The organism is Kitasatospora sp. NPDC054939 (assembly GCF_053610105.1).
Window position 1 is genome coordinate 1 of the sequence record NZ_JBSGXP010000055.1, and the last position, 26,340, is coordinate 26,340.

Below are 26,340 nucleotides of genomic sequence, written 5' to 3' on the forward strand. Positions count from 1 at the left end.
CCCCGGTGGTCATCACCGGGGGGCACGCGTCGTCCGCGGGTCGTGCTGCGGGCTACGGCTTGAGCTCGGCGTACGCCTCGGCGCTGCTGTCCCGGAGGAACTGCCAGCAGCGGGCCTCCTCCTCGGTCTCCTTGATCGCACCGGCCGCCCGGGCCAGGGCCGCCAGGCAGCGCAGGAAGCCTCGGTTGCCGCGGTGCTCCCACGGCACCGGCCCGTGGCCCTTCCAGCCGTTGCGGCGCAGCGCGTCCAGGCCACGGTGGTAGCCGGTCCGGGCGTAGGCGTAGGACTCGACGTACCGGCCGGCCGCGTACGCGTCGTCCGCGAGCATCGCCCAGGCCAGGCAGAAGGTCGGGAAGTCGGCGGCCACCTGGGTCGGCGAGGCGGACTGCTCGGCCAGCATCCTGTACGGCTGCTCGTCCTCCGGGAGGAGGGTCGGCTCCGGGCCGTCGAGAAGGTTCTTGTGAATCGCCATGGAGTGCAGTCTGCCACTCGCGACCCACAGGTCAACCGAGCCCGGCCGGGGCGGCGGTCCCGGCGCTCGCCCTGACGGCAGCCGCCGTCGCCTGAAGCCCGCCGCGACGAGCGGACCCGCCCCCCTCCCCGGCGCCCCCTCGGGCAGCCGGGGTGCGGGCGTTGTGGCAGTTCTGTAGCAGTCCCTGCATACCGGGTATATGGACAGCCGATCGCCGCACGTGCCAGGGTGGGTGCGCGAAGGGGGGCGCACAGACGGATGTTCGAGCGGTTCGTGGGCCCCGACAGGCCGACCAGGAAGCCCACGACGTGCCCCCAGCCCGACCCGCCCGCCGCGCCGGCCGTGGCCGCGGAACCGCCCGCTCCGGAGCCCCCGGGCGCCCCCGTGCCGCCGGCGGACGCCGCCGACGCCGCCCGCGCCGCCGCCTCGGACCGGGAATGCTGATCGCGCTGACCGCCTCGCTGGCCGTGCTCGGCGGCACGGTCTTCGCACTCAACCGCCCCGCCGCCGAACCGGGCGGCGGCCCCACCGCCCAGGGCCGGCTCGCGCCGCCCGCCGAGACCCGCACCGGCCCGGCCGCGACCACCCCGCCGCCGAGCCCCGCACCGCCGAGCACACCGGCCCCCGCCGCCACGCCGACCACGACCGCCCCCGACCCTGGCCCCGCCGCCGGCAAGGGCACCTTCGCGATCGCCCCCGGCGCCGGCGCCGCGGTCGGCAAGGGCAACGTCCGCCGCTACCGGGTCGAGGTCGAGGACGGCATCGGCATCGACCCCGCGGACGCCGCCGCCCAGGTCCACGCGATCCTGGCCGACAAACGCGGCTGGACCAACGACGGCAGGAACGGCTTCCAGCTGGTCGCCACCGGCAGCTACAACTTCACCGTGAAGATCGCCTCACCGGCGACCGTGGACAAGATCTGCGGCGCCGCCGGCCTCGACACCCACGGCGAGGTCAACTGCAACGTCGGCAACCAGGTGCTGGTCAACGTCAAGCGCTGGAACACCGGCTCGCCGCAGTTCAGCGGCCCGATCGAGGAGTACCGGGCACTGATCGTCAACCACGAGGTGGGCCACCGGATCGGCCACGGCCACGAGGCCTGCCCCGCCCCCGGCAAGCCCGCGCCCGCCATGATGCAGCAGATCTACGGCCTCAAGGGCTGCACCCCCAACGCCTGGCCGTACACCGCGGAGGGGAAGTACATCGGCGGACCTTCGGTGGAGTGACCCGCCGGGCCCGGTCCCGGCGGGAGCGGTCCTGGCGGGAGCGGTCCTGGCGGGAGCGGTCATCGCGGGAGCGGTCGTACACAAAAGCCTTGTGCCCGGCGGGAATTGCCGGCCGCGCCCTAGGCTGACGCCATGACACGTGATCGTACGAAGGGGCGTGCCGCCCTCGCGGCGGCCGCCGGGCTGCTGCTCGGCACGGCGGCCTGCACCTCCTCCGACGCCCCGGCGGGCGGCAGCCCGAAACTCTCCTACGACGGGTTCACCGCCACCGTCGGGGCCACCGGCGGGAACGGCCCCTGCCCGTTCGGCATCGACCTCGCCGCGGCCCTCCGGGCGGCCGGCGACGAACGGGGCGTCACCCCGGGCTCCGACGGCGGCCCCGCGGTGCGGACGCACCTCGCGGCGGCCCGCCCGGCCTCGGCCTTCCCGGACGGCGCCTCGCGCACGCCGCCGCTGCCCACCGTCCCGGCCCGGCCGGCGGTCAGCGAGGTCACCTGCTACTTCACCGTCGGCTCCAGCGCCTTCGAGGTTCAGCTGGTGGCCGTGCCGGTGGAGGGGCCGGCGGTCAACCTACTGCTCCCGCAGCTGCAGTCCGCCGACCGGCTCAGCGGCGAGCAGCTCACCGCCTTCGCCGCGGAGCGGCAGGCCCCCGGGACGGTCCGGCTGACCCCCGGCGAGGGGCGCGCGGCGATCGCCCGGATCCCGGTCGCCGGCGGGGGCGACCTCGCCCTGTCCGCCACCGAGCGGGCGCAGACGCTGGACGCCAAGGGCAGGGCCCTGCGCGGCGAGGCCCTGCGGAAGGCCGCCGAACAGCTCGTCGGCCAACTCCGCCCGTAGCGCCGCCGCCCGCTCCGGTCAGCCCAGGAGCGGCAGGTGGGGCCCCAGGTCGCTGCGCTCGCCACTGGCCGTGACCGCGTGGGCGGCCAGCTCCCGCGCCCAGTCGGTGCGGCCGGTGGCCAGCCGGATCCAGGTCAGCGGGTCGGTCTCGACCACGTTCGGCGGGGTGCCGCGGGTGTGCCGGGGCCCCTCGACGGCCTGGACCACCGCGTACGGCGGCACCCGCAGCTCGACCGCCCCGCCCGGGGCCTTGACCGCGAGGGCGTCGGCCAGCAGCCGGGTGACCGCGGCGAGGGCCTGCCGGTCGTGCGGGAAGCCGGCCCCGCCGAGCGCCTCGGCCAGGTCGTCGGCGTGCACGACGGTCTCCACCAGGCGGGTCACCAGCATGTCGGAGAGCGGCATCGACCCCAGCCGGATCTCGAACCGCCGCAGCGGGTCGGCGGCGGCGGGCCCGTCCAGGAGGGCGAGCAGCGCGTCGGCGGCCCGGTCGAAGGCGGCGGCCACCTCGGCCGGCCCCCCGGCGAACTCCCCGTCGGCCGCCTCCCGCGCCTGTGCGTCGAGCAGCGGTGCGATGGCGGCGACCGCCCCCACCCAGTTCGGCAGGTCCAGGGCGGCCCGGCCCTGCTGCGGGTCGTCCAGGTGGGCGGGCACCCAGTCGATCTGGACCGCCAGGTGGGCGACCAGCTCGCGCACCGTCCACTCCCCCAGCCGGGTCGGCCGGGCGAGCAGTTCCTCGGCGTCCGGGCGGGCGCACAGGGCGCGGACGGCTCCGCGCAGTGCCTCGGTCTGCGCGGCCAGCGCGGCGCGCACCTTCTCGGGCCGGTACGTACGGGACTTGGCAGGCATGGGCCCCAACATACGCCGAGGGGTGGACGGTTCGAGCGAACCGTCCACCCCTCGGCAGCCGTGCGTCAGGCCAGCAGAGCCTCGATGACGCCGGTGTGGGCGTCCTTCAGCTCGGCCAGGGTGACCTCGAACTGGCCCTGGACGTCCAGGGATTCGCCGTCGACGACACCGATGCGGGCGGCCGGCAGGCCACGCGCGGTGCACATGTCGTTGAACCGGAGCTCCTCGCTGCGCGGCACCGCGACGACCGCGCGACCCGCCGACTCGGAGAACAGGAACACGAACGGGTCCTGGCCCTCGGGCACGATGATCCGGGCCCCGTGGCCGCCCTTGAGGCAGCTCTCGACCAGCGCCTGGCCGAGACCGCCGTCGGACAGGTCGTGCGCGGCGTCGATCATGCCGTCGCGCGAGGCGGCGATCAGGATGTCGCCGAGCAGCCGCTCGCGCTCCAGGTCGACCACGGGCGGCAGGCCGCCGAGGTGCTCGTGGACCACCTGCGACCAGGCCGAGCCGCCGAGCTCGTCCGCGGTGTCGCCCAGCAGGTAGAGCAGCTGGCCCTCCTCGGCGAAGCCGACCGGGGTGCGGCGGGTGACGTCGTCGATCACGCCGAGCACCGCGACCACGGGGGTCGGGTGGATGGCGGTCTCGCCGGTCTGGTTGTACAGCGAGACGTTGCCGCCGGTGACCGGGGTGCCGAGCACCTGGCAGGCGTCGGCCAGGCCGCGGGTGGCCTCGGCGAACTGCCACATCACGTCCGGGTCCTCGGGGGAGCCGAAGTTGAGGCAGTCGGAGACGGCGAGCGGCTTGGCACCGCCGGCCGCGACGTTGCGGTACGCCTCGGCGAGGGCCAGCTGGGCGCCGGTGTACGGGTCCAGCTTGGTGTAGCGGCCGTTGCCGTCGGTGGCGACCGAGACGCCGAGGTTCGTCTCCTCGTCGATCCGGATCATGCCCGAGTCCTCGCCGACCGAGAGCACGGTGTTGCCGAGCACGTAGCGGTCGTACTGGTCGGTGATCCAGGACTTGGAGGCCTGGTTCGGGTGCGCGGCGACCTTGAGCAGGTCGGCCTTCAGCTCGGCACCGGTCTGCGGCCGGGCCAGGCGCTCGCCGGTCGGGGCGTCGGCCTGCAGCGCGTCCTGCCAGCTCGGGCGGGCGAAGGGGCGCTGGTAGGTCGGGCCCTCGTGGGCGACGGTGCGCGGCGGCACGTCGACGACCTGCTCGCCGTGCCAGAAGATCTCCAGCCGCTCGCCGTCGGTCACCTCACCGATGACGGTGGCGATGACGTCCCACTTCTCGCAGATCTCCAGGAAGCGGTCGACCTTGCCGGGCTCGACGATGGCGCACATGCGCTCCTGCGACTCGCTCATGAGGATCTCCTCGGGCGAGAGCGTGTTGTCGCGCAGCGGGACGGTGTCGAGCTCGATCCGCATGCCGCCGGTACCGGCCGAGGCCAGCTCCGAGGTGGCGCAGGACAGGCCGGCGCCGCCGAGGTCCTGGATGCCCGCGACCAGGTCCTCCTTGAAGATCTCCAGGGTGCACTCGATGAGGAGCTTCTCCTGGAAGGGGTCGCCGACCTGGACGGCGGGCCGCTTGGCCGGGCCGGTGGCGTCGAAGGTCTCCGAGGCGAGCACGGAGACGCCGCCGATGCCGTCGCCGCCGGTGCGGGCGCCGTACAGGATGACCTTGTTGCCGGGGCCGGAGGCCTTGGCGAGGTGGATGTCCTCATGCTTCATGACGCCCACGCAGAGCGCGTTGACCAGCGGGTTGCCCTGGTAGCAGGAGTCGAAGACGACCTCGCCGCCGATGTTCGGCAGGCCCAGGCAGTTGCCGTAGCCGCCGATGCCCGCGACGATGCCGGGCAGCACGCGCCGGGTGTCCGGGTGGTCGGCCGCACCGAAGCGCAGCGGGTCCATCACGGCGACCGGGCGGGCGCCCATGGCGAGGATGTCGCGCACGATGCCGCCGATGCCGGTGGCCGCACCCTGGTAGGGCTCGATGTACGACGGGTGGTTGTGCGACTCGACCTTGAAGGTGACCGCGTAGCCCTGGCCGACGTCGACCACACCGGCGTTCTCGCCGATGCCGACGAGCATCGCGTCGTTCTCCGGGGCCTTCTCGCCGAACTGCTTGAGGTGGACCTTGGAGCTCTTGTAGGAGCAGTGCTCCGACCACATCACCGAGTACATCGCGAGCTCGGCGCCGGTGGGGCGGCGGCCCAGGATCTCGCGGATCCGCGCGTACTCGTCTTCCTTCAGGCCCAGTTCGGCCCAGGGCTGGGCGGCGTCCGGGGTCTGCTCGGCGTTCTTGACGGTGTCCAGGGACATCAGGCGTTCACCAGCTGCTTCAGTACGGAAGTGAAGAAGCCCAGGCCCTCGGTGGTCGGGCCGGTGAGCGGCTCCACGGCGTGCTCCGGGTGCGGCATCAGGCCGACGACATTGCCGGCGGCGTTGGTGATGCCGGCGATGTCACGGTACGAACCGTTCGGGTTGACGTCCACGTAACGGGCGACCACCCGGCCCTCCGCCTCCAGCTCGTCGAGGACGTGCGCGTCGGCGACGAAGCGGCCCTCGCCGTTCTTCAGCGGGACGACGATTTCCTGGCCGGCCGAGTAATCCCGGGTCCAGGCGGTGCCGGCGTTCTCGATCCGCAGCTTCTGGTCGCGGCAGATGAAGTGCAGCGAGTCGTTGCGGGTGAGCGCGCCGGGCAGCAGGTGCGATTCGCAGAGCACCTGGAAGCCGTTGCAGATACCGAGAACCGGCATTCCGAGCCTGGCCTGCTCGATGACGGTCTCCATGACCGGCGAGAAGCGCGAGATCGCACCGCAGCGCAGATAGTCGCCGTAACTGAATCCGCCGGGCAGGACGACGGCGTCGACCTGGTGGAGATCCTTGTCACGGTGCCAGAGGGCGACCGGCTCCGCGCCGGCCAGGCGGACCGCGCGCTGGGCGTCGCGGTCGTCGAGGGATCCGGGGAAAGTGACGACGCCGACTCGGGTGGTCACTTGCCCTCCTCCTCGACGCGGACGGTGAAGTCCTCGATCACGGTGTTGGCGAGGAAGGTCTCGGCGGCTTCGCGGATGCGGGCGAGCGCGGCGTCGTCGACCGGGCCCTCCAGCTCCAGCTCGAAACGCTTGCCCTGGCGGACGTCGGCGATCCCGGCGAATCCGAGGCGGGGCAGTGCACGCTGCACCGCCTGTCCCTGGGGGTCGAGGATCTCCGGCTTGAGCATGACGTCGACTACGACGCGTGCCACTGGCACTCCCGGTGGTGTCTTCGTGAGGCGGGGGAACTCCAGACTACCGGGGGTTTCGGGCGGCTTTGCTGGCCGGGCCGAGCGACGCGCGTAGACCTGCGACCCTTACGCCGCAAGGGTTCCGGGCCCTCCCACCCCCTGCCCGGCCGCCCCATTTCGCCGCATTCGGCGCCCCGATCAAGAGCACCCGAAGAACGCCCGAATACCGGCACACCGGACAGATCGGCCAACCGCTCCACCGGTATCCGGCAGTCCGGCGAAGACACGTGAATATCCGGAAAAGAATGCCGGACTCTTCGATTTCGACCCGCTTCGGGTGCAGAATAGGGCCACCTGCTGCGGCAAGTGCTGCGTATCCGGTCGGCCCTCCGCCTGCCCGTATGCGCTTGCGCGACGAGGTGCACAACAGGCCCCGACCGCGCATCCCCGCGCCCCGCGGCCGAATTGCCCGAGAGGATTGACACCCATGGCTCAGCGTGTAGTCGTCACGCTCTCCGACGACCTGGACGGCGGCGCCGCCGCGGAAACCGTCCACTTCGGCGTCGACGGGAAGTCGTACGAGATCGACCTGTCCCAGGACAACGCGGAAAAGCTTCGGGAGGCCCTCGCCCCGTTCGTCGCGGCCGGCCGCCGCCAGAGCCGCGCCGGGAAGTCCTTCCGCCGCACCGCGCTCACGCCGGACCCCGCCGCCGTCCGGGCCTGGGCCCAGTCGCACGGCATGGAGCTGCCCGCCCGGGGCCGCATCCCCAAGTCGGTCTACGAGGCCTTCGCCGAGGCGAACTGACCCGCCTCCCCGGCCCCGCCGGCGAGCGGTCGCCCCACCCGACCGAAAGGGTGGGGCGACCACCCCGATCGATGGGGTAGAGTATTCCTCGTCGCCGCAACGGAGAGATCCGAAGAGGCGGCGGGTGTCCCACCGGGCACCAGGCGGACGTGGCTCAGTTGGTAGAGCATCACCTTGCCAAGGTGAGGGTCGCGAGTTCGAATCTCGTCGTCCGCTCGCAGTGCGCGAGCACAGCACAACTCAATAGTTCCATCCTGCGGACGTGGCTCAGTTGGTAGAGCATCACCTTGCCAAGGTGAGGGTCGCGAGTTCGAATCTCGTCGTCCGCTCCAGTACCGGAGGCCCCCTCGATCGAGGGGGCCTCCGGCGTATTCCGGCACTCCTTCCGGTACGACGTTCCACCGCTCCGGCACCGGCGCCGCCGTCCCGAAAGCGGGCCGCGAAAGCCCCGCCCACCGGCCATGACATTTGTCACCGCCGACCCGTGGATGTGCACCCGGTTCTCATGACGGCGCACACTGCCCGCGCGGCCCGTCCGACGGGAGGCTTGGGACATGGAAAAGAGCCAGCCCCACTCCCCCGCGGACACCGTGATCGAGGTCACCGACCTGCAGCGCCGGTACGGCCCGGCCGGCACCGGCGGTTACGACGCGGTCCGCGGCCTCGACCTCACCGTCCGCCGCGGCGAGCTCTTCGCCCTGCTGGGGACCAACGGGGCCGGCAAGACCTCCACCATGGAGCTCATCGAGGGCCTCGCCGCCCCCACCGGCGGCCGGGTCGGCGTCCTCGGCCACGACCCGTACCGCGAGCGCGCCGTCGTCCGCCCGCGGATCGGCATCATGCTGCAGGAGGGCGGCTTCCCCGGCGACCTCACCGTCGCCGAGACGGGCCGCACCTGGTCCGGCCTCACCAGCGGCGCCCGCCCGGTCGACGAGGCCCTGGACCTGGTCAACCTGCTCGACCGCCGCAACGTCCGGGTCAAGCAGCTCTCCGGCGGCGAGCGTCGCCGCCTCGACCTCGCCATGGCGCTGCTCGGCCGCCCCGAGGTGCTGTTCCTGGACGAGCCCAGCACCGGCCTCGACCCGGAGGCCCGCGCCGCCGTCTGGCGCCTGGTCCGCGAACTGCGCGCCCAGGGCACCACGGTGCTGCTCACCACGCACTACCTGGAGGAGGCCGAGGAGCTGGCCGACCGACTGGCCATCATGCACCGCGGACAGATCGTCGCCGCCGGCACGGTCTCCGAGGTCATCGCCGGCCGCCCGTCCCGGATCACCTTCGAACTCCCCGAGTACGCCGGCACCGCGCTCCCGCCGCTGGACGGCACCGAGGTCACCGCCGACGGCCGCCGGATCACCGTGAAGACCCCGCAGCTCCAGGCCACCCTCACCGACCTGCTCGGCTGGGCCAACCACCACGGCATCGCGCTCGGCGCCCTAGACGCCCGCAGCGCCTCACTGGAGGAGGCGTTCCTCGCCATCGCCTCCGAGGCCGCCCAGCAGCCGCCCGCCGAGACCCCCGCCGCCCCCACCGCCCGCCGCCGCCTGATCGGACTCGCCCGATGACCACCGCCACCACCGCCCCGCAGTCCGCCGCCCGGCCCGGCGCCCCCTCCACCACCGTCCGCCGCCTGCTCGCCCTCGGCCGCGCCGAGGCCACGCTGCTGCTGCGCAACCGCACCGCGCTGACCACCGCGCTGCTGCTGCCCCTCCTGCTGCTCGTCGGCCTGAAGAACATGCTCGGCGAGCAGGCCAAGCACACCCCCGGCCTGGACGTCGACTCCGCCCTGGTCAACGGCACCCTCGGGATGGTGCTGGCCTTCGTCGTCTACTACAACCTCACCGCCGCGTACGTGGCCCGCCGGGGCGAGCTGGTGCTCAAGCGCCTGCGCACCGGCGAGGCCCGCGACCTGGAGATCCTGGCCGGCACCGCGGTGCCCTCGGTCGGGCTGGCGCTGGCCATGTGCACCGTGATCGGCGTCGGCGGCGCCGTGGCGCTGGACCTCTCCGCGCCGGTCAACCCACTGCTGATGGTCGCCGGCCTGACCCTCGGCGTCGGCGTCTTCATCGCCCTGGCCGCCCTCTCCAGCGCCTTCACCAAGACCGTCGAGAGCGCCGGCATCACCACCATGCCCGTCCTGCTGGTCTCCCAGTTCGGCTCCGGTCTGCTGGTGCCGCTGGAGGTCATGCCCGACCGGATGGCCGACATCTGCCGCCTGCTGCCCACCACCCCGGCCTTCCAGCTGATCCGCCTCGGCTGGTTCGGCACCGACGGCTCGGCCGCCGCCACCGGCTTCGCGGGCACCTGGTCCACCGCCGCCCCGCACCTGCTCACCGGCGGCGTCTGGCTCGCCCTCGCCGTCTGGGCCACCCTCCGCTGGTTCCGCTGGGAGCCCCGCCGCTGACCGGCACCCCGCACCACCCCGAGGCCGGCCCGCACCCCACGGGCCGCCTCCCCCGTTCCCGGCGCACCCGCCCGGCCCGGCACCGCCCCACCGCCCGCACGCAGCGCACCCGCCCCACCCGAGGCCACCCCGCACATCGGCGGTTCCGCACCCGCCGCCCTCCTGATAGGAAGACCGCAGCAAGATCATGAGCGAACGGGGGACGAACGAGATGAACGTGCTGCGGCCGGTCCGACGGTGGCGGGGCTTCGGCAAGCCCCAGCGCACCGAGCTGTACCTCCGGTGGTCGCTCTACCTGATGGCGCTGATGCTGGTCCCGACCGCCCTGCTGGGCGTCGCCGCCAGTACCGAGCACGGCGACTCCGCCCCCGCCTTCCCCCAGGTCTCCGTCGTCATCGCCCTCGCCGCGACCGTCATGAACATCCGCGCGTACCGCTCCGCGCTGGACCACTACCTGAAGCGCCCGAGCGACCACCTGCGCCGGCTCGCCGCCGCCGGTGCGGTCGCCGTGGCGGGCAGCTGGGCGGTGCTGCTGTTCGGCCCGCACGCCGCGGACGTCCCGGACGCCCTGCCGCCCGGCACCGCGCTGTCCTCCTCCATGCTGGCCTCGGCCCTCGGCGCGGCGAGCGTCGGCCTGTCCGTCCGGGCCGCCTCGCTGGCCGCCGCCGGCGGTCTGGTGCTGGTGTTCCCCGCGTTCCTGCTGACCGGCATCGACGCGGCGACCTCCGCCGGTCTGGTGGTCGGGTCGCTGATCGTCATGGCGTTCATCGGTTCCAGCTGCCGCAGCTTCGCCTGGCTGCAGTCGGTGGTGTGGGAGCTGGACGCCGCCCGCGAGGCGCAGTCGCAGCTGGCGGTCGCCGAGGAGCGGCTGCGCTTCTCCCGCGACCTGCACGACGTGATGGGCCGCAACCTCACCACCATCGCGCTGAAGAGCGAGCTGGCCGTCCAGCTGGCCCGCCGGGGCCGTCCGGAGGCGTCCGCGGACCAGATGACCGAGGTGCAGCGGATCGCCCAGGAGTCCCAGCGCGAGGTGCGCGACGTGGTGCGCGGCTACCGGACGGCGGATCTGCACGCCGAGGCGATCGGGGCCCGCGCGGTGCTCCGGGCGGCGGACGTGGCCTGCGAGATCGATCTGGGCGACCAGGCGGACGGGCTGCCGCAGCAGGTGCAGTCGGTGCTGGGCTGGGTGATCCGCGAGGCGACCACCAACGTGCTGCGGCACAGCGAGGCGGCCCGCTGCACGATCCGGCTGCGCCTGGAGCCGGACCGCGTGGTGCTGGAGCTGGAGAACGACGGGGTGCCGGCGGTCCGGCTGCCGTCCCAGGGCGGCGGCACGGGTCTGCGCGGGCTGCGCGAGCGGCTGGCCGCGCACGACGGGGAGCTGGCGGTGCCCGACGCCGCACCGGGTAGCTTCAAGCTGCTCGCCACCGTCCCGGTGCCGTCGGCCTGACCCACCCGGCGCTGCGCCGGGCCGCCCCGGCGCCGACGAACCGAATCCGACCCGCCACCGCCCGGGAGGGCCCGATGACCGACACCGCCACCGTCCGCGTCCTGCTCGCCGACGACGAGCACCTGATCCGGGGCGCGATGGCCGCGCTGCTCTCCCTGGAGGAGGACATCACCGTGGTCGCCGAGGCGGCGTCCGGCCCGGAGGCGGTGGCGATGGCCAAGGCGCACCGTCCGGACATCGCGGTGCTGGACCTGCAGATGCCGGGGATGGACGGGATCGAGGTGGCGACCGAACTGCGGCTGCTGCTGCCGGACTGCCGCGCGATGATCGTCACCGGCCACGGCCGCCCGGGCTACCTCAAGCGGGCGCTGGAGGTGGGGGTGCGGGGCTTCCTGCCGAAGACGGTGTCGGCGGCGGACCTGGCCGGGATCATCCGGACGGTCCGGGCGGGCGGCCGGTACGTGGATCCGGAGCTGGCCGCGGACGCGATCAGTGCCGGCGAGACGCCGCTGACGCCGCGCGAGACGGACGTGCTGGAGCTGGCGGCGGACGGCACCTCGATCGCGGAGATCGCCGAGCGGGCGTCGCTCTCGCAGGGCACCGTCCGCAACTACCTCTCCTCGGCGGTCACCAAGCTGGGCGCCGAGAACCGCCACGCGGCGGTGCGGATCGCCCGCGAGCACGGCTGGATCTGAGACCCCGGGGGGTCCGCCGCCGCCGTGCCCGCGGGCGCGGGCGGGTCAGACCCAGCCGGTGCCGGTCAGCCGCTCGTACGCCTCGATGTACTTGGCGCGGCTCAGCTCGACGATCTCGTCGGGCAGGGCGGGCGGCGGCTCCTCGCTGGTGCGGTCCCAGCCGGAGGCGGGCGAGGTGAGCCAGTCGCGGATGAGCTGCTTGTCGAAGGACGGCTGCGCACGGCCGGGCTGCCACTGGTCGGCGGGCCAGTAGCGGGAGGAGTCGGGGGTGAGCACCTCGTCGCCGATGACGAGCTCGCCGTCGAGCAGGCCGAACTCGAACTTGGTGTCGGCGAGGATCAGGCCGCGCTCGCGGGCGATGTCCCGGGCCCGGGAGTAGACGTCGAGGGTGGTCCGGCGGAGCCGGGCGGCCAGCTCGGCGCCGATCCGGCGGGCGGTCTCCTCGTAGGGGACGTTCTCGTCGTGGTCGCCGACGTCGGCCTTGAGGGCCGGGGTGTAGATCGGGGCGGGCAGCTCGGAGCCGTCCTCCAGGCCCTCGGGCAGCGCGATGCCGCAGACGGTGCGGTCGGCCTTGTACTCGGCGAGGCCGGAGCCGGCCAGGTAGCCGCGGGCGACGCACTCGACGGGGATCATGTCGAGGCTGCGGCAGATCAGGGTGCGGCCCTTCCAGTCGGCGGGGGCGCCGGCCGGGACCTCGGTGGAGACGACGTGGTTGGGCACCAGGTCGGCGATCCGCTCGAACCACCACAGCGAGAGCTGGGTGAGGATGCGGCCCTTGTCGGGGATCTCGTTCGGCAGCACCCAGTCGTGGGCGGAGGTGCGGTCGCTGGCGACCATCACCAGGTCGCCCGACGCGGCGCGGTAGAGGTCGCGCACCTTGCCGGTGTGCAGGTGGACCAGGCCGGGTACCTGGACCGGCTCGGGCTTGGTGACAAATCCGCTCAAGGTCGTCTCAGTCCTCAGGGGTGGTTCGCGGGCGTGTGGGGCGCGAAAGGGGAGGTCACTGCCTCCGAGTCTTTCACGAACGCCCGCGGCCCCCTCCGACGCCCGCCGCTCAACCGCTCTTGCAGAGCCGGTCCAGCAGGTTGGCGGTGGCCTGCTGGATGCGGTCGTCGGTGTGCCCGGGCCGGTCGAGCGCCGGCGACCAGGCGAAGGTGCCGGAGGCGAAGACGTACGCGCCGCTGGGGGCCCGGTAGAGCGAGGTCTCCTGGTGGCGCAGCCGCCCCTGCGGGTCGAGGTACGGGGAGTGGGCGAGCAGGACCCGCTCGGTGTACTCGGGCAGCGCGACCTTCGGGTAGTAGCGGTCGGCCTCGCCGGCGACCAGCCCGGGCAGTTCGTCGCCCTCCTGAACGCCGGTGCCCTCCCAGAGCCAGTGCCCGGTGTGCCGGGCGACCAGCGGGACGGGCGCGGCGACCCGCCCGGAGTACTGCAGTCCGAGGAGGTGCTGCTCGGGCTCGCCGGCGTCGCGCCACAGGGCGCTGGCGGTGCCGGCGACCCCGGCGGCCGGGCTGCCGGCCGGGACCTTCCGGCGCTTGCGGCAGTTGAGCAGCCGGTCGGGCTCGCCGTTGGCGGCCGGGGAGAGCTCGACCCGCCAGTACATGGTGTTGGCGGAGAGGAAGACCAGTGAGGTGCCGCCGTCGCGGGCCCGTTCGGCGGCCCGGCGCATCGGCTCGGACCAGTACTCGTCGTGGCCGGGGAAGATCAGCGCGCGGTGCCGGGACGGGTCGACCAGTCCGGCGTGCAGGTCGGAGGCGGTGGCGTAGGAGAGGTCGTAGCCGTAGCGCTCGGCCCAGCGGACGAAGTCGTAGGCGTGGCCGACGTGCAGCGGCAGTCCGGCTCCGGCGTGCGGGCGGTCGAAGGAGACGGTCACGGCGGCGTCGGGTTCGCCGAGCAGCCGACCGGTGCCGTCCCAGGCGTGGTAGAGGCTGGCGCCGGTGCGGCCGTCCTCGGGGAAGAGGTTGTACGCCTGCCAGGTGACGTCGGGGATCACCAGGAGCAGTTCGGAGGTCTGCAGCCGGTCCTCGAAGTCCCGGACGGTGAACGGGATGTGGCTGCGGTGCAGCATGTCCGCGGTGGTGAGGACGGCGACGTAGGCTCCGGGCCGCCAGTGGGTGGGGATCTGCAGCCGCCAGGTGTGCCACCAGTGGTGGCAGGAGACGGTCCGCCCGGCGACCATCGGGGCGGGCTGCACCATCCCGGCGATCATCGGGCTGGACGTCATGTGGTGGGCGCCGTCGCCGCCGTAGTGGCCGATCCGGTAGACGTCGACGGTGAACTCGCGGGGCGGGTTGACGGTGACCCGGAAGTCGACCGAGCCGCCCGGGCGGACCACGCCGCCCGAGGCGAAGCCCTTGATCTGCTGGTCGACGTCGTTGGCGCCGCGCGGGGAGCCGACGGCGGAGCGGCTGCGGGCCGCGGCGGCCAGCGGCTGCTGTCCGGGGGCGTCCAGCGAGACGTACCAGGGGACGGCGCCGCCGGCGCCCTCCAGGTACTGATCGGGTCCGCGCAGCCAGGGCAGCGGGCCCTGCCCGAAGGGGTCGGAGACGCCGTGCGCGTACGTGCCGGACTCCCAGCGGCGGTTGAGTTCCGTCCCCACACGCCCCTCCCAGAGGCCCTCCGCCGGGATGGCACGTGCCTCCCGGATGTGCGTGCGGACTAATACACCACACCGTGCTGGCGCTGCGTCACTCAACGGTGGCAACTCGTGGCGGCCGCTCCCCCGGGCGAACCGGAACACGGCCTCCGGCCTGCGAAGACCTGGCGGGGGCCGGCGAACCGGGGGCGCGAGCGGGGGTGGCGAGCGCCCTCCGGCCGGGTCCGCGGGGCGGCCCGGCCGCGCCGGTCAGAGCCGCACGGGCTTCTCCAGCCGGACGTCCGCGGCGTCCAGCCAGGCGCGCAGCGGCCCGTCGTCGCCCTGCTCGACGGCGTCGGCGACCGGGCCGGAGAGGTCGCCGCGCCGCACGCCGCCGAGGACCAGCACCGGCCCGTCCAGCCAGTCCAGGCCGGGGGTGGCGCCGGCGGTGTCGACGGCGGCACAGCAGACCATCGCGGTGACGTGGTCGACCAGGACGTCCCGGCCGGTGCGGGCGGGCTCCAGCAGCGGGGCGGGGGCGGTGCTGCGGGCCAGTTCGGCGGTGAGTGCGGCGGCCAGCTGCTCGCCGTCGTCCTCGGCGAGCCGGGCGAGCAGCCGGGTCAGGGTGGGGGCGCCGGGGCGGGACTGCGGGGCCCGCCGGTCCAGGGCGCTCTGCAGGGCCGCGGCGCGGGCCCGCCAGCCGGCGTCGACCACCTCGGCGGGGTAGTCGGCCCAGTCGAGCTCGTGCCAGCCGCCGGCGTCGGGGCGGCCGAAGAACAGGTCGGCGGCGAGCAGCGAGACGGCCCGGTCGACCTCGCCGGGCTCCTCCAGCAGGTCGCAGGCCGGGCGGTCGCCGAGCCGGGTGCCGTAGCCGTCGGCGAGCCGGTCGCGGCGGGACAGCTCGGTGAGGGCGGAGACCACCCCGGCGTTGAGGTGGGCGGGCAGCCGGCCGAGCCGCCAGGCGGGCAGGGCGACCCGGGTGAGCAGCCGGTCCCAGCCGGCGTAGGCGAGGCCGACCTGCTCCTGGGCGGCGATCCGCAGGCCGTAGTCGACCGTCCTGGCCTGCTCGGAGGCCCAGCCGGCGACGGCCCGTTCGAGTTCGGCGGAGTGCTCGCGGCAGGCGGACAGCAGCCGGCGGGTGATCCGGTCGACCAGGGCGGCCGGACCGCGGCGGGGCGGGCGCGGGGCGGCGACCGCCCCGACCGGGGCGCCGGTGGTGCCGCCGGTGTCCAGGCTGGCGTCGAGGCTGCGCAGGAAGCGGCGGGCGGCGGCGATCTCGGGGTCGGCGGCGGCGGCCGTCCCGGCGAGCACCGGGGCGAGCAGGGCGCGCAGCTCGCCGGCCCGCATCCACCAGAGGAACGGCGAGCCGATCACCAGGACGGGGGCGGGCTGCTCGGTGTGCGGGCGGTGGCCCGGGGGCGCGGGCACGTCCTCCAGCCAGCTGTCGCAGTCCGGGGTGAGGGCGACGGCGGAGGGCGCGGGGACCTCCAGGCGGTCGGCCAGCTCGTCGATCATCCGGTAGAGCTCGGGCGCCTCGGCCCGCCCCAGCGGCACGACCGGGGTCTGCGGCGGGACGGCCCTGCGGTGCGCCCGGACGACCTGCCGGGCGAGCAGCAGGGTGGCGGCGGCGACCGCGCAGACCGTCCAGCGGACGGCGTCCCAGGCGGAGGCGTCGGGGGCGCCGGGCGCGCCGATGCGTCCGGTGAGCCGGCCGGCCAGCAGCACCACCGCGGTGGCGGCGGGCAGCGCGGCGAGGGCCAGGGCACGGCCCCGGATCCGCAGGACCGCCTGGGCATGAGCGCGCGCGGTGTCGACAGCGGCCATACGGTGCGGCACCCCCTTCGGAGCCCCCAGATACCCGGCGATGGGCCTGAACCGGCTCGAAACGATCAGTTCCGACCGGGAATCGGCGGCGTCCGATCCCGGTAGTGCATGCTGCGTGGCGCTTCTGACAGTTCTGACGCCCGCGTACGGGTGGGTGTTCCGGATCGCCCCGGTTACCACTCGTCCCGGTGACGCCGCCCGCATTCCGGACGTCCGCATCCGGACCCCGTGCATGGGCAGCCCGGCGTGCAGCGCTGCGGCCGGACGCTGTCCAGCATCCCCCCGTGCGTCCGCCGCCACCCGGCGGCGGGCACGACGGCCCGACCCGTCACCCTGCGATCCAGCGCACCATAAGGCCGGGGGCGCGGTTACGTCAGCCGGATGCGGGCGGTATCACTCGATGGGTTGATTCCGGCCGCCGAACGGCGCGTCGGCCACCCGGCCCGCTCCGACCGTGGAAACGCCGCGGGGCGCTGTGCCATGGGAGTGTCCTCCCGGCACAGCGCCCCGAACGGGTGTTCCCCGGGCGCCGCCGGCGGCCGCGCCCGGACGACCGGCCTAGGCCCCGCCTAGCTGGCGGCGGCCTTCGCCGCGATGTCGGTGCGGTGCTGGCCGCCCTTGAGCGAGATCCGGCCGACCGCCGCGTAGGCGCGGGTCCGGGCCTCGGCCAGGTCGGCGCCGCCCGCGGTCACGGACAGCACCCGGCCGCCGGCGCTCAGCACCTCGCCGTCCTCGCCCGTCCTGGTGCCGGCGTGCAGCACGTACGCGGCGCCGTCGGCCTCGGCCTCGGCCAGGCCCTCGATCGGGTCGCCGGTGCGCGGCGCCGCCGGGTAGCCCTCGGAGGCGATCACCACGGTGACCGCGGCGCCCTCGTCCCAGCGCAGCGGCTCCAGCTGGCCGAGCGTGCCGGTGGCGGCGGCGTGCAGCACGCCGGCCAGCGGGGTGCGCAGCCGGGCCAGCACGACCTGGGTCTCCGGGTCGCCGAAGCGGGCGTTGAACTCGATCACCCGGGTGCCGCGCGAGGTGAGCGCGAGACCGGCGTAGAGCAGGCCGGAGAAGGGGGTGCCGCGGCGGCGCAGCTCGTCCACGGTCGGCTGCAGCACGGTGTCCAGGACCTCCTGGACCAGGCCCTCGGGGGCCCAGGGCAGCGGCGAGTACGCGCCCATGCCGCCGGTGTTCGGGCCCTCGTCGCCGTCCAGCGCGCGCTTGAAGTCCTGTGCGGGCTGCAGCGGGAGCACGGTGGTGCCGTCGGTGACGGCGAACAGCGAGACCTCGGGGCCGTCCAGGTACTCCTCGATGACCACGCGGTCGCAGGAGGCGGCGTGGTCCAGCGCGGCCGCGCGGTCGGAGGTGACCACGACGCCCTTGCCGGCCGCCAGGCCGTCGTCCTTGACCACGTACGGGGCGCCGAAGGCGTCCAGCGCCTCGGCGGCCTCGGCGGCGTCGGTGCAGACGTAGGAGCGGGCGGTCGGGACGCCGGCGCCGGCCATGACGTCCTTGGCGAAGGCCTTGGAGCCCTCCAGCTGCGCGGCCTCGGCGGACGGGCCGAAGACCGGGATGCCGGCCGCGCGCACGGCGTCGGCGACGCCCGCGACCAGCGGGGCCTCCGGGCCGACCACGACCAGCTCGGCGCCGAGCTGCCGGGCGAGCGCCGCGACCTGCGCGCCGTCCAGCTGGTCGACCGGGTGGACCGTCGCCACCTGCGCGATCCCGGCGTTGCCCGGGGCGCAGTGCAGCTCGGTGACGGCGGGATCTTGGGACAGAGAGCGGCACAGGGCGTGTTCGCGGGCGCCGCCGCCGATGACGAGGACCTTCACGCTTGGCAAGGGTAGCCGGTGGCCGGTTCGCGCTGCTCGCCGGTCCACGGGGTGACATGGTGGGAAGCTCCAGACCTCGCACCCGTACGGGGCATCTACTTGGAGGAACCTACGAGCCGACGGCCTCCGGGCGGGGCGCAGGGTGCCCGGGTCAGAACGGCGGGTCACCGGGGGCTCGCTCGGACGGGTGAAATCCCGCCGGCCGCCGCAACCCGCTCACCTCGGCATCCGGTGGCGGATTCCGGTAACGATCATTGGCGAAGCGCCCCCACGGTCAGCCATTTGGCGGTAAGAAGTGCTGTTGGACAAGTCCCGGCACCCCGCCGGTACGCGAACCTACGGGTGCCCACACTCACCCGTGGGCGTCGTACGTCCGATGCGTCGCCTAAAGTTTCACGGTCCGTCGGACCGAGGAGGCACCCGCGCGACGCACCGTCAGTCCGGGGCCGGTCCAGCCAGGCCGGGTCCGGTGGCAAGACCGCAGCAGTCCGCCCGCCACAGGGAGCCCCACAGGTGAGCCAGCCGGAAATGCAGCCCGAGGAGAGTCCCTGGGGCAAGGAGGTCGGCGAGGAGGACCAGCCCGCCGCCGTCGCCGCCGCGGGCCGGGCGTCCACCCGCCGCCGTACCGACCTGAGCGCACGCCAGTTCCCGCTCGGGGACTGGGGCGAGCCCGCCGAACGGCTGGAGGAGCTCTACCGCTGGTCCGAGGAGCGGGCGGTGGAGGCCATCGACTGGTACCGCCGCGACCGGATCTGGAAGCGCCGCTGGGCCCGGCTGCTGCGCTTCGGCGCGGCCGGCTTCGCGGTCGGCGGGGTGACCGCCCCGCTGGTCGACCTGACCGGCACCGTCGTGCACGCCACCAGCTGGGGGTACGTCGGCCTGGCGCTCTCCGCCGCCTGCTTCGGCGCGGACCGGGTGTTCGGCCTCACCTCCGGCTGGATGCGGGACGTCTCCACCGCGCAGGCACTGCAACGCCGCCTGGAGGCCTTCCAGTTCGACTGGGCCTCGGAGTGCGTGCGCGAGGTGCTCGGCCCCACCGAGGGCACCGCGGGCGAGGCCGCCGAGCGCTGCCTGGGCGTGCTGCGGCGGTTCTGCGAGGACGTCTCGGACATGGTCCGCAGCGAGACCTCGGAGTGGATGCTGGAGTTCCGCGCCGGGATGACCCAGCTGCCCACCCAGACGCCGGGCACCTGGGGCGGGCGCACCGAGACCGGGGTCGGCGCCCAGGTGCGGATCCTGCCGCCGCCGGGCACCCGGCCCACCATGCCGCGCCAGCGCCCGCCGGAGGGCCCGCTCCGCTGAGCCCGCTGTACTGAGCCCGCTGGGCCGGGCCCGTCCGGCGGTCCGGGGTCCCGCGGCGCCCGGCCGGTCGCCGGGGGCGGCCGGGCCGGGTCGTGCGGTCGGGGCCGGACGTCAGGCGAAGACCACCATCGAGCCCTGGCTCAGGCTGCGGGTCCCCGCCGCCCAGAGGCCGGCCCAGGCGTGCCGCTCGCGGGCGAAGGGGTGCAGGTCGTCCAGCGGCGGCCCGAACGGCTGCTCCAGACCGGTCGGCCCGAGCGGCCTGGTCGGGGCCGGCGGGTTCGCCGGGTCGATGCCGATCGCCGGTGCCACCGCCTGCAGTTCGCGCAGCAGCCCGAAGCTGGAGCCCAGCGGGCCGCCCGAGGCGAGCAGGGTGTCGTCCACCAGCGGCACCGCGAACTCGATCGGCACGTACGCGCCCGCGTGGTCGAAGTGCCAGACCAGATGGGACTGCTCGGCGGTGCTCTCGAACATCTCCAGCAGCTGCTCGTAGTCGCCGCCGAGCGCGTCGACCGGGGTGATGTCCAGCCCGGTGAGGCCCAACAGGTAGGCGCGGCGCAGGAGGTGCAGCGAGTCGTAGTCGAACCCGGCTATCGGCTCGACCGCCCCGCTGAGCCCCGGTACGAACTGGTACACCGGCACCTCGGGCAAGCCGCGGGCGGCCAGGGCCTCGTTGTACAGCGCGAGGTCGTCCCGGAACGGGTTGTCGGGGCTGTGGGTCAGCACGTCCACCAGCGGGACGAGCCAGAGGTCGCAGGCCATGGGCCGGCTCTTCCTCTCAGGCGGCGGGGATCGCCCCCGCGCGGGCGGGCGACGGACGGTCGGGGTCGGCTCCGGGCCGGGCGGTCGGGCACTGCGACGACCGGCCGGGGCGACGATCGCCCACCCTACCGGCCCGGAGTGCCGTACGGGTCGGGCCGAGCCCCTGGTCCGGGCTCGGCGACGGGGTCGGCCGGCCGGCCCGCGAAGCGCCCGAACGGGACGGAGCGCGGCTGCGGCACCAGCCCGAGGCCCAGCCCGAACGTGGTGCTCCGCCGCAGCTCCGGGTACCCGCCCCGGCGCGCATCGGCGCGCGCCTCCCCGGCGGCCGCCCCGCGCTCCGTCCCGTCGCCCTCCCGGACGGGCCCGGCGGCGGTCGGTTCGGTCGGCACGGTCGGCACGGGCAGTTCGGCGGGCGGCACGGGCGGTTCTGTCGGCACAGGCACGGGCGGTTCGGCACCCGGGGCGGCCGGTTCGGCCGTGGTCACCGGTTCAGCGGCCGGGGCGGGCGGTTCGGTGAGCAGCGGCAGGACGCCCACCGACTCCAGCGGCTCCCCCGAGAGCTCGGCCAGCAGCTGCGCGGTGAACAGGTTGTACTCGTCCAGGATCCGCTTCGCGGTCGCCGCGTCCCGCGCCTCGATCGCGTCCACGAGGTCGAGGTGCCCGGTCCAGCAGACCCCCGCCAGCGGCATCGCGCGCAGCAGCGGCGCGGCGTACATCCAGGACTGCACCCGCAGCCAGTCCAGGTGGTCGGCGATCCGGCGGTTGCCGGTCAGCCCGGCGACCCCCTGCCAGAACCGCCGGTCGCAGCCCACCATCACGTCCAGGTTGCCCGCCCGGGCGGCCCGGACCGCCGCGTCGGCGCGGCGGCGCAGCGAGGGCAGCCGGGTGGCGTCCGGCAGCTCCGGGCGCAGGGTGAGCTGGCGGAAGAAGGCGTCGGTGATCAGGACCCGGGTCTCGAAGATCTCCAGGAAGTCGTCCCAGCCGAACTCGGGCACCGTGAAGCCGCGGTGGTGCTCGGCCCGGAGCAGGCCCTGGGCGGCGAGGTCGACCAGCGCCTCGCGGGCGGGGGTCGCGGAGACGCCGTACAGCTCGGCGATCTCCTTCACGGTGAAGTTGCGGCCCGCGGCCAGTCGCCCGGCCATCATCTCCTCGCGCAGCGCCCCGGCGATCTGCTCGCGCAGGCTGTTGCGCTGGATGACGGGGCGGGTGCCGCCTGCGCCGGTGCCGGACATGCGCGCGACCTCCTCGGGCTGGCTGGGCCGGCCTGGTCCCGGCCGAAAACACGACGGCGGCTCATCTTCTCAAACCAGGCCTTGGTGCAGACCAGGGCGAGAGAAGAATCACCGTCGCCGACCTCGGCCGGCCGCCGCGGATCAGCGCTGGGCGGGCACCGGAATGCCCAGCAGGCGGTCGCGCAGCACCGGGAACTCTTCGCGGGCCTTCGCCACCTCGGCCGGGTCGAACTCCACGCTGAGCACCTCCTCGCCCGCCCCCGCCGCGGCCAGCACCCGGCCCCACGGGTCGACCACCAGGCTGTGCCCGGCCTGCTCGACCCCGCCGTGCGTCCCCGCGGTGTTGCAGGCCAGTACGTACGCCTGCTCCTCCACCGCGCGGGCCCGGGCCAGCAGCGTCCAGTGCTCGCGCCGCCGCTCCGGCCAGGCCGCCGGGACGACCAGCAGCTGCGCGCCGGCGTCCAGCAGGGCCCGGAACAGCTCGGGGAACCGCAGGTCGTAGCAGGTGGCCAGGCCCAGCGTGCCGAAGTCGGTGGCCGCCGTGACGATCTCCCGGCCGGCGCCCATCACCACCGCCTCGCCGCTGTCGAAGCCGAAGCGGTGGATCTTGCGGTAGGTGTGCACCAGCTCGCCGTCCGGGGCGAACAGCAGCGAGGTGTTGTAGATCGGCCCGTCCGGGTCGCGCTCCACGATCGAGCCGGCGTGCAGCCAGACCCCGGCGGCCTTCGCGGCGGCCGCCATGGCGTCGGAGGTCGGCCCGTCCAGCGCCTCGGCGCCGTCCGACCAGAGGTCGTACGCGAAACCGCCGAGCGGCCAGAGCTCCGGCAGGACCACCAGGTCGGCGCCCTGCTGGGCCCGTACCAGCGCGGCTGCGCGGGCCCTGCGCTCGGCCGGCGGCTCGGTGTCGGAGACCGCGAGTTGGATCAATGAAGCGCGCACAGTACCACCGTCCACGGCAAGAGTCCTACGATCGTCACCCGAAAGCGCTGCCCTGCTCTCATCGGGCAGCGTAACGTGCGACTAGCGCATCCGCCCGGAAGCCGGACCCGCCCGGCCTCCCCCCAGCCTGGGCGGTGCGGCAAGGCAGCTGACGGAGGGCCGGAGATTCCCGTGACGGACAACCAGACCGTGCAGGCGTACACGGACGCGTGGACGCAGTCGATCGAGGCGATATCCGAGCTGGTCGCCGCCCTGCCCGCAGACGCCTGGAACCGGGCGACCGAGTGCCCGGGCTGGTCGGTGCGGGACGTCGTCTCGCACGTCATCGCCTGCGAGTCCGAGCTGTTGGGCGACCCCCGCCCGATCCACTCCCTCCCCCGCGACCTGCGCCACGTCACCACCGAGTTCGCCCGGTACATCGAGCTGCCGGTCGACAAGCGTCGCTGCCACACCGCGCCCGAGATGACCGGCGAGCTGGAGTACACGATCATCCGCCGCTCCCGGGCGCTGCGGAACGCCAAGTACACCCCGAACGAGCCGGTCCGCTGGCCGGCCGGCCCGCAGTCCCGCGACATGCCGTACCACGAGCTGCTGCGCACCCGGGTCTTCGACGTCTGGGTACACGAGCAGGACCTGCGCCGCGCCCTCGGGGCGCCGGGAAACCTGGACTCGCCGGCCGGGGCGGTCGTCCGCGACGTGCTGATCTCCGCGCTGCCGAAGGTGGTCGCCCGCCAGGCGGGGGCGCCGGCCGGGACGACGGTGGTGGTGGACGTGACCGGGCCGCTGGAGTTCCTGCGGACCGTCCGGGTCGACGCGGACGGCCGGGGCAGTGTGGACGAGTCCATCAGCCTGGCGCCCGACGTGCAGTTCACCCTCGACTGGGAGACCTACCTCCGGCTGGCCTGCGGGCGCGGCCGCCCGGGTCCGGTCCGGATCGAGGGCGACGAGGAGCTGGCCGCCCGGGTGCTCGCCAACTTCTCGGTCACGCCCTGAGTGGTCCCTCCCCCGGCGGGCCGCCCTGAGCGGTCCCGCCCCGAGCGCCGCCCCGGACGGTCCCGCCCCCGGCGGCCCGGCCGGCGGCGGTCGGCCCGCCGTCAGCCGGCTGCGGGCACCTTCCGGCGCAGCCCGAGGATCATCGCCGTGCCGAGCGCCATCGGCACGTACTGCCAGCAGAACGCCCAGCGGTAGGCGTCGGCGGAGTAGCCGCCGGCGCCGCCGCCCGTGGTGAGCAGGTCGAGCAGCACGCCGATGCCGAACAGGGTGATCATCGTGCCGATGAAGCCGCCCATGTTGGCGATCCCGGAGGCGGTGCCCAGCCGTTCGGCGGGGTTGTGCGAGCGGGCGTAGTCCAGGCCGACCAGGGAGGCCGGGCCGTTGCTGCCCATCACCAGGATGACGGCGACCAGCAGCCAGAGCGGCGGGCGGCCGCCGGGCCAGGCCAGGACGAGGGTCCAGACGGCCGTGGTGACGGCGATGACGGTGAGCACGATCGGCATCCGGGCCCGGGCCCCGCGCGAGAGCAGCCGCCCGAAGAGCAGGCCGAAGGCCATGTTGCTGAAGACCAGCAGGGTGAGCAGCCCGCCCGCCTCGGCCCGCTCCAGGCCCTGCGCCTCGACCAGGTAGGGCAGGCCCCAGAGCAGGCCGAAGGCGTTGCCGGGGAACTGCGTGGTGAAGTGCACCCAGAGGCCGAGCCGGGTGCCGGGCTCACGCCAGGCGTCGCGGATCTGCCGGCCGACCGCGGGCCGGGGCCCGCCGCCTGCGGCGAGCGGGACGGCGCCGGGCGGGGCCTCCCGCAGCAGCAGCGCGACCAGGGCGAAGACGGCGGCGCCGAGCAGCGCGATGGCGGTGAAGGTGGGCGTCCAGCCCTGGCTGTGCAGGGCCTGGGTGAGCACCACGGTGGTGACCAGGTTGCCGCCCATCCCGGCCAGGCCGGTGAGCTGGGCCACCAGCGGGTTGCGGGCCGCGGGGAACCAGCGGGCGGCGATCCGCAGCACGCTGATGAAGCTCATCGCGTCGCCGCAGCCGAGCACCGCGCGGGAGACCAGCGCCGGGGCGAAGTCGGCGGAGAAGGCGAAGGCCAGCTGGCCGGTGGAGAGCAGCAGCACGCCGAGGAGCAGCACCCGGCGGGGCCCGAAGCGGTCGACCAGCAGGCCGACCGGGATCTGCATGGCCGCGTAGACCAGCACCTGCAGGATGGAGAAGGTGGAGAGCGCGGAGGCGCCGATGCCGAAGCGGTCGGCGGCGTCCAGCCCGGCGACCCCGAGGCTGGTCCGGTGGGTGACGGCGAGGACGTAGACGGTGACGCCGATGGACCAGGCGAACCAGGCGGCCCGTCCCCCGGGTGGCACCGGCGCCGCGGACGGCACGGGCACGACCGGTGCGGCGGCCACGGGTGCAGCCACGGGTGGGGCGCCGGCACCGGGCGCGGCGGCGGGACCGGGGACGGCGAGCGGGCGGGCGGAACTGGCGGGGTCCACGGTCATAGTGGCCCCAGATTAGTCATCCCATCATTCGATGCCTACGCAGGGGTCACAGCGGATCGGACACGAAGCACCTGTTTCAGCCACGCACCGTCCAGGACACCGACCGGGTCATGAAGCGGTCCCGGAACACCTCGTCCCGCACCCAGTCCGTGGTGTCCCGCACGGTGGCCGTCACCGTGGCGCTCTGCCCGGGCGCCAACGCCAGCAGCGCGGTGTCCAGCCAGGTGCGGTCGGACGCCTGCGGCTCCACCGGGACGCCGTCCACGTGCCACTCCACCCGCAGCTGCCGGGGACCGGCCAGCGGCAGCGGCCTGACCTCCAGTTTGGGCCGCCCCTCCACCTCGCCGGGCGGCGGCTCCGGGGCGTCGGACGGGCGGATCCGGCGGTAGATCTCCTCGATGATCGCCTCCCGCGAGGGCAGGTTGTACGCCCCGCCGAGCGTACGCATCACCGAGTCCGGAGTGGGCCGGTAGACGCCGTTGGCGCTGCGGTACGCCCCGACCGTCCCGGCACCGTCGGGCGACTCGGCGCCCAGCCAGCGCCACCACTTCACCTGCTTGCGGATCATCTCCTCGGCGTTCTCGGTGGCCAGGTTGGGGTAGTCGGCGTCGTCCGGGGCGCTGTCGTACTCGTCGCCGAGGTCGCCGACGGTGTGCCCTATCTCGTGCTGGATGATCCGCCCGGCGTCCGGGCTGCCGCCGGCCAGCGTGGTCACCCCGGTGCCCCCGGCCCCGCCGTACTCGGTGGAGTTGGCGAGCGCGATCAGGTACTGCGGGCCCTCGCCCTCCCCGGCGTACCGGGCGGCGGCGTCCTCGTCGGCGCAGAGCAGCCGGGCGGTGCCCTCGCACCAGAAGTGCATGCCCAGCGGGGTCGCCGCGTGCCGGCTGCGGCTCTCCGTCTCGGCGATGCCGGAGACCGGGGAGACCACCTCGACCCGCCTTATGTTGAAGAAGCCCTGGTAGCTGCGGAACGGCTCGATCTCCATCAGCGCCCGCCAGGCCCGGTCGGCCTGTTCCCGGAACACGTCCTGCTCCTGGACGGTGTAGCCGTCGCCGAGCAGCACCAGGGTGATCCGGTTGGACGGGTCCCCGCTGCGCCGTATGTCGACGGTCGGGGCCGTCCCGGCGACCCGCAGGTCCGCCTGCCGGACGGTGTGCGGGGGCACCGCCCGGTCCGCGGGCGCCCCCGGCCCGATCACTCCGAACGGCGCCGGCCCGGCCAGTTCCAGGGCGGCCGGCAGTACGGCGGTGGACACCAGCACAAGGGCGGCCAGGCTCCGGAGGAGCCGGCCGGGTCGGCCAGACGTCATTGCGGTACGTCCTCGGCGATCCGGTCACCCGGCGGTGGCCGGGCGGTGGACGCGAAGACGTACCCGGGCCGGCCGCCCTCCCCCACCGGCCACCGAAAAAGTCACCGAGCTGGCCGAACGTCCATGACCATCCCAGTCATACC

At 74.5% G+C, this 26,340-nt stretch carries 23 protein-coding genes and 2 tRNA genes; 11 read left to right on the forward strand and 14 right to left on the reverse strand.

What is annotated here, in order from left to right; all coding sequences use genetic code 11:
• Window positions 1-52 precede the first annotated feature (52 nt).
• A complete protein-coding gene (locus ACWGB8_RS17730) occupies window positions 53-472 on the reverse strand; it encodes a DUF3151 domain-containing protein (protein ID WP_452214417.1) in 420 nt (139 codons plus the stop codon).
• Window positions 473-909: 437 nt separating this feature from the next.
• Here ACWGB8_RS17730 and ACWGB8_RS17735 point away from each other — a divergent pair, with 437 nt between their 5' ends.
• A complete protein-coding gene (locus ACWGB8_RS17735) occupies window positions 910-1,698 on the forward strand; it encodes a DUF3152 domain-containing protein (RefSeq protein ID WP_452214418.1) in 789 nt (262 codons plus the stop codon).
• Between the two features lie 132 nt (window positions 1,699-1,830).
• Window positions 1,831-2,535 carry a hypothetical protein gene (locus ACWGB8_RS17740; protein WP_452214419.1) on the forward strand — a complete coding sequence of 235 codons (705 nt, stop codon included), beginning with the start codon at window positions 1,831-1,833 and terminating at the stop codon, window positions 2,533-2,535.
• Window positions 2,536-2,553: 18 nt separating this feature from the next.
• Here ACWGB8_RS17740 and ACWGB8_RS17745 read toward each other — a convergent pair whose 3' ends face one another.
• The 4 genes from ACWGB8_RS17745 to purS all read right to left on the reverse strand — a co-directional run bounded on the left by ACWGB8_RS17745 (window position 2,554) and on the right by purS (window position 6,630).
• Window positions 2,554-3,381 (reverse strand): sterol carrier family protein, encoded by an 828-nt coding sequence (locus ACWGB8_RS17745; RefSeq protein WP_452214420.1) that lies wholly within the window; start codon window positions 3,379-3,381, stop codon window positions 2,554-2,556.
• A gap of 65 nt (window positions 3,382-3,446) precedes the next feature.
• On the reverse strand, window positions 3,447-5,702 hold the full coding sequence (gene purL / locus ACWGB8_RS17750; RefSeq protein WP_452214421.1) for a phosphoribosylformylglycinamidine synthase subunit PurL: 2,256 nt from the start codon (window positions 5,700-5,702) through the stop codon (window positions 3,447-3,449).
• Window positions 5,702-6,379, reverse strand: a complete 678-nt coding sequence (gene purQ, locus ACWGB8_RS17755; RefSeq protein WP_452214422.1) for a phosphoribosylformylglycinamidine synthase subunit PurQ — start codon at window positions 6,377-6,379, stop codon at window positions 5,702-5,704. The genes purL and purQ overlap by 1 nt, the downstream gene beginning before the upstream one ends.
• Window positions 6,376-6,630, reverse strand: coding sequence for a phosphoribosylformylglycinamidine synthase subunit PurS (gene purS, locus ACWGB8_RS17760; RefSeq protein ID WP_033250393.1), 255 nt, complete (start codon window positions 6,628-6,630; stop codon window positions 6,376-6,378). Before purS ends, purQ begins: the two co-directional genes overlap by 4 nt.
• A gap of 466 nt (window positions 6,631-7,096) precedes the next feature.
• Between purS and ACWGB8_RS17765 the strand changes: the two genes are divergently transcribed.
• From ACWGB8_RS17765 to ACWGB8_RS17795, 7 genes are all read left to right on the forward strand, one after another.
• Entirely contained in the window at window positions 7,097-7,414 is a 318-nt protein-coding gene (locus tag ACWGB8_RS17765; protein ID WP_452214423.1) for a histone-like nucleoid-structuring protein Lsr2, read from the forward strand.
• A 143-nt stretch (window positions 7,415-7,557) separates the two neighbouring features.
• Window positions 7,558-7,630, forward strand: a tRNA-Gly gene (locus tag ACWGB8_RS17770).
• A 40-nt stretch (window positions 7,631-7,670) separates the two neighbouring features.
• Window positions 7,671-7,746 (forward strand) — tRNA-Gly (locus tag ACWGB8_RS17775).
• A 222-nt stretch (window positions 7,747-7,968) separates the two neighbouring features.
• On the forward strand, window positions 7,969-8,976 hold the full coding sequence (locus ACWGB8_RS17780) for an ABC transporter ATP-binding protein (RefSeq protein ID WP_452214424.1): 1,008 nt from the start codon (window positions 7,969-7,971) through the stop codon (window positions 8,974-8,976).
• Window positions 8,973-9,815 (forward strand): ABC transporter permease, encoded by an 843-nt coding sequence (locus ACWGB8_RS17785; protein WP_452214425.1) that lies wholly within the window; start codon window positions 8,973-8,975, stop codon window positions 9,813-9,815. The genes ACWGB8_RS17780 and ACWGB8_RS17785 overlap by 4 nt, the downstream gene beginning before the upstream one ends.
• A gap of 187 nt (window positions 9,816-10,002) precedes the next feature.
• Window positions 10,003-11,265 carry a sensor histidine kinase gene (locus ACWGB8_RS17790; protein WP_452214426.1) on the forward strand — a complete coding sequence of 421 codons (1,263 nt, stop codon included), beginning with the start codon at window positions 10,003-10,005 and terminating at the stop codon, window positions 11,263-11,265.
• 74 nt (window positions 11,266-11,339) lie between these two features.
• Complete coding sequence (locus ACWGB8_RS17795; protein WP_452214427.1) at window positions 11,340-11,960, forward strand: response regulator; 621 nt, start codon at window positions 11,340-11,342, stop codon at window positions 11,958-11,960.
• A gap of 45 nt (window positions 11,961-12,005) precedes the next feature.
• On the opposite strand, the gene ACWGB8_RS17800 is transcribed toward ACWGB8_RS17795, so the two are convergent.
• From ACWGB8_RS17800 to purD, 4 genes are all read right to left on the reverse strand, one after another.
• Window positions 12,006-12,905: a phosphoribosylaminoimidazolesuccinocarboxamide synthase gene (locus ACWGB8_RS17800; protein ID WP_452214428.1), complete on the reverse strand. Its 900-nt coding sequence runs from the start codon at window positions 12,903-12,905 to the stop codon at window positions 12,006-12,008.
• A gap of 109 nt (window positions 12,906-13,014) precedes the next feature.
• Window positions 13,015-14,556, reverse strand: a complete 1,542-nt coding sequence (locus ACWGB8_RS17805) for a N,N-dimethylformamidase beta subunit family domain-containing protein (RefSeq protein WP_452214429.1) — start codon at window positions 14,554-14,556, stop codon at window positions 13,015-13,017.
• A gap of 246 nt (window positions 14,557-14,802) precedes the next feature.
• The gene (locus tag ACWGB8_RS17810; protein ID WP_452214430.1) at window positions 14,803-16,356 is read right to left on the reverse strand and encodes a hypothetical protein; all 1,554 of its coding nucleotides are present in this window, start codon (window positions 16,354-16,356) and stop codon (window positions 14,803-14,805) included.
• A 569-nt stretch (window positions 16,357-16,925) separates the two neighbouring features.
• The gene (purD, locus tag ACWGB8_RS17815; RefSeq protein ID WP_452214431.1) at window positions 16,926-18,173 is read right to left on the reverse strand and encodes a phosphoribosylamine--glycine ligase; all 1,248 of its coding nucleotides are present in this window, start codon (window positions 18,171-18,173) and stop codon (window positions 16,926-16,928) included.
• A gap of 513 nt (window positions 18,174-18,686) precedes the next feature.
• Between purD and ACWGB8_RS17820 the strand changes: the two genes are divergently transcribed.
• Window positions 18,687-19,475, forward strand: coding sequence for an SLATT domain-containing protein (locus ACWGB8_RS17820; protein ID WP_452214432.1), 789 nt, complete (start codon window positions 18,687-18,689; stop codon window positions 19,473-19,475).
• Between the two features lie 111 nt (window positions 19,476-19,586).
• Here the strand turns inward: ACWGB8_RS17820 and ACWGB8_RS17825 are convergent, their stop codons facing one another.
• From ACWGB8_RS17825 to ACWGB8_RS17835, 3 genes are all read right to left on the reverse strand, one after another.
• Window positions 19,587-20,234 carry a hypothetical protein gene (locus ACWGB8_RS17825; RefSeq protein ID WP_452214433.1) on the reverse strand — a complete coding sequence of 216 codons (648 nt, stop codon included), beginning with the start codon at window positions 20,232-20,234 and terminating at the stop codon, window positions 19,587-19,589.
• Window positions 20,235-20,359: 125 nt separating this feature from the next.
• A complete protein-coding gene (locus ACWGB8_RS17830; RefSeq protein ID WP_452214434.1) occupies window positions 20,360-21,466 on the reverse strand; it encodes a GntR family transcriptional regulator in 1,107 nt (368 codons plus the stop codon).
• Between the two features lie 141 nt (window positions 21,467-21,607).
• A complete protein-coding gene (locus ACWGB8_RS17835; protein ID WP_452214435.1) occupies window positions 21,608-22,405 on the reverse strand; it encodes a carbon-nitrogen family hydrolase in 798 nt (265 codons plus the stop codon).
• Between the two features lie 171 nt (window positions 22,406-22,576).
• Here ACWGB8_RS17835 and ACWGB8_RS17840 point away from each other — a divergent pair, with 171 nt between their 5' ends.
• Window positions 22,577-23,398, forward strand: a complete 822-nt coding sequence (locus tag ACWGB8_RS17840; RefSeq protein ID WP_452214436.1) for a maleylpyruvate isomerase family mycothiol-dependent enzyme — start codon at window positions 22,577-22,579, stop codon at window positions 23,396-23,398.
• Between the two features lie 101 nt (window positions 23,399-23,499).
• On the opposite strand, the gene ACWGB8_RS17845 is transcribed toward ACWGB8_RS17840, so the two are convergent.
• On the reverse strand, window positions 23,500-24,888 hold the full coding sequence (locus ACWGB8_RS17845; RefSeq protein ID WP_452214437.1) for an MFS transporter: 1,389 nt from the start codon (window positions 24,886-24,888) through the stop codon (window positions 23,500-23,502).
• A gap of 76 nt (window positions 24,889-24,964) precedes the next feature.
• Window positions 24,965-26,197, reverse strand: coding sequence for a M64 family metallopeptidase (locus ACWGB8_RS17850; protein ID WP_452214438.1), 1,233 nt, complete (start codon window positions 26,195-26,197; stop codon window positions 24,965-24,967).
• Between the last annotated feature and the right edge of the window lie 143 nt (window positions 26,198-26,340).

Coding starts and splice junctions, on each gene's coding strand:
- ACWGB8_RS17730 (WP_452214417.1), bottom strand. CDS start 472: ATGGCGATTCACAAGAACCTTCTCGACGGCCCGGAGCCGACCCTCCTC.
- ACWGB8_RS17735 (WP_452214418.1), top strand. CDS start 910: ATGCTGATCGCGCTGACCGCCTCGCTGGCCGTGCTCGGCGGCACGGTC.
- ACWGB8_RS17740 (WP_452214419.1), top strand. CDS start 1,831: ATGACACGTGATCGTACGAAGGGGCGTGCCGCCCTCGCGGCGGCCGCC.
- ACWGB8_RS17745 (WP_452214420.1), bottom strand. CDS start 3,381: ATGCCTGCCAAGTCCCGTACGTACCGGCCCGAGAAGGTGCGCGCCGCG.
- purL (WP_452214421.1), bottom strand. CDS start 5,702: ATGTCCCTGGACACCGTCAAGAACGCCGAGCAGACCCCGGACGCCGCC.
- ACWGB8_RS17765 (WP_452214423.1), top strand. CDS start 7,097: ATGGCTCAGCGTGTAGTCGTCACGCTCTCCGACGACCTGGACGGCGGC.
- ACWGB8_RS17780 (WP_452214424.1), top strand. CDS start 7,969: ATGGAAAAGAGCCAGCCCCACTCCCCCGCGGACACCGTGATCGAGGTC.
- ACWGB8_RS17785 (WP_452214425.1), top strand. CDS start 8,973: ATGACCACCGCCACCACCGCCCCGCAGTCCGCCGCCCGGCCCGGCGCC.
- ACWGB8_RS17790 (WP_452214426.1), top strand. CDS start 10,003: ATGAGCGAACGGGGGACGAACGAGATGAACGTGCTGCGGCCGGTCCGA.
- ACWGB8_RS17795 (WP_452214427.1), top strand. CDS start 11,340: ATGACCGACACCGCCACCGTCCGCGTCCTGCTCGCCGACGACGAGCAC.
- ACWGB8_RS17810 (WP_452214430.1), bottom strand. CDS start 16,356: ATGGCCGCTGTCGACACCGCGCGCGCTCATGCCCAGGCGGTCCTGCGG.
- ACWGB8_RS17825 (WP_452214433.1), bottom strand. CDS start 20,234: ATGGCCTGCGACCTCTGGCTCGTCCCGCTGGTGGACGTGCTGACCCAC.
- ACWGB8_RS17830 (WP_452214434.1), bottom strand. CDS start 21,466: ATGTCCGGCACCGGCGCAGGCGGCACCCGCCCCGTCATCCAGCGCAAC.
- ACWGB8_RS17845 (WP_452214437.1), bottom strand. CDS start 24,888: ATGACCGTGGACCCCGCCAGTTCCGCCCGCCCGCTCGCCGTCCCCGGT.
- ACWGB8_RS17850 (WP_452214438.1), bottom strand. CDS start 26,197: ATGACGTCTGGCCGACCCGGCCGGCTCCTCCGGAGCCTGGCCGCCCTT.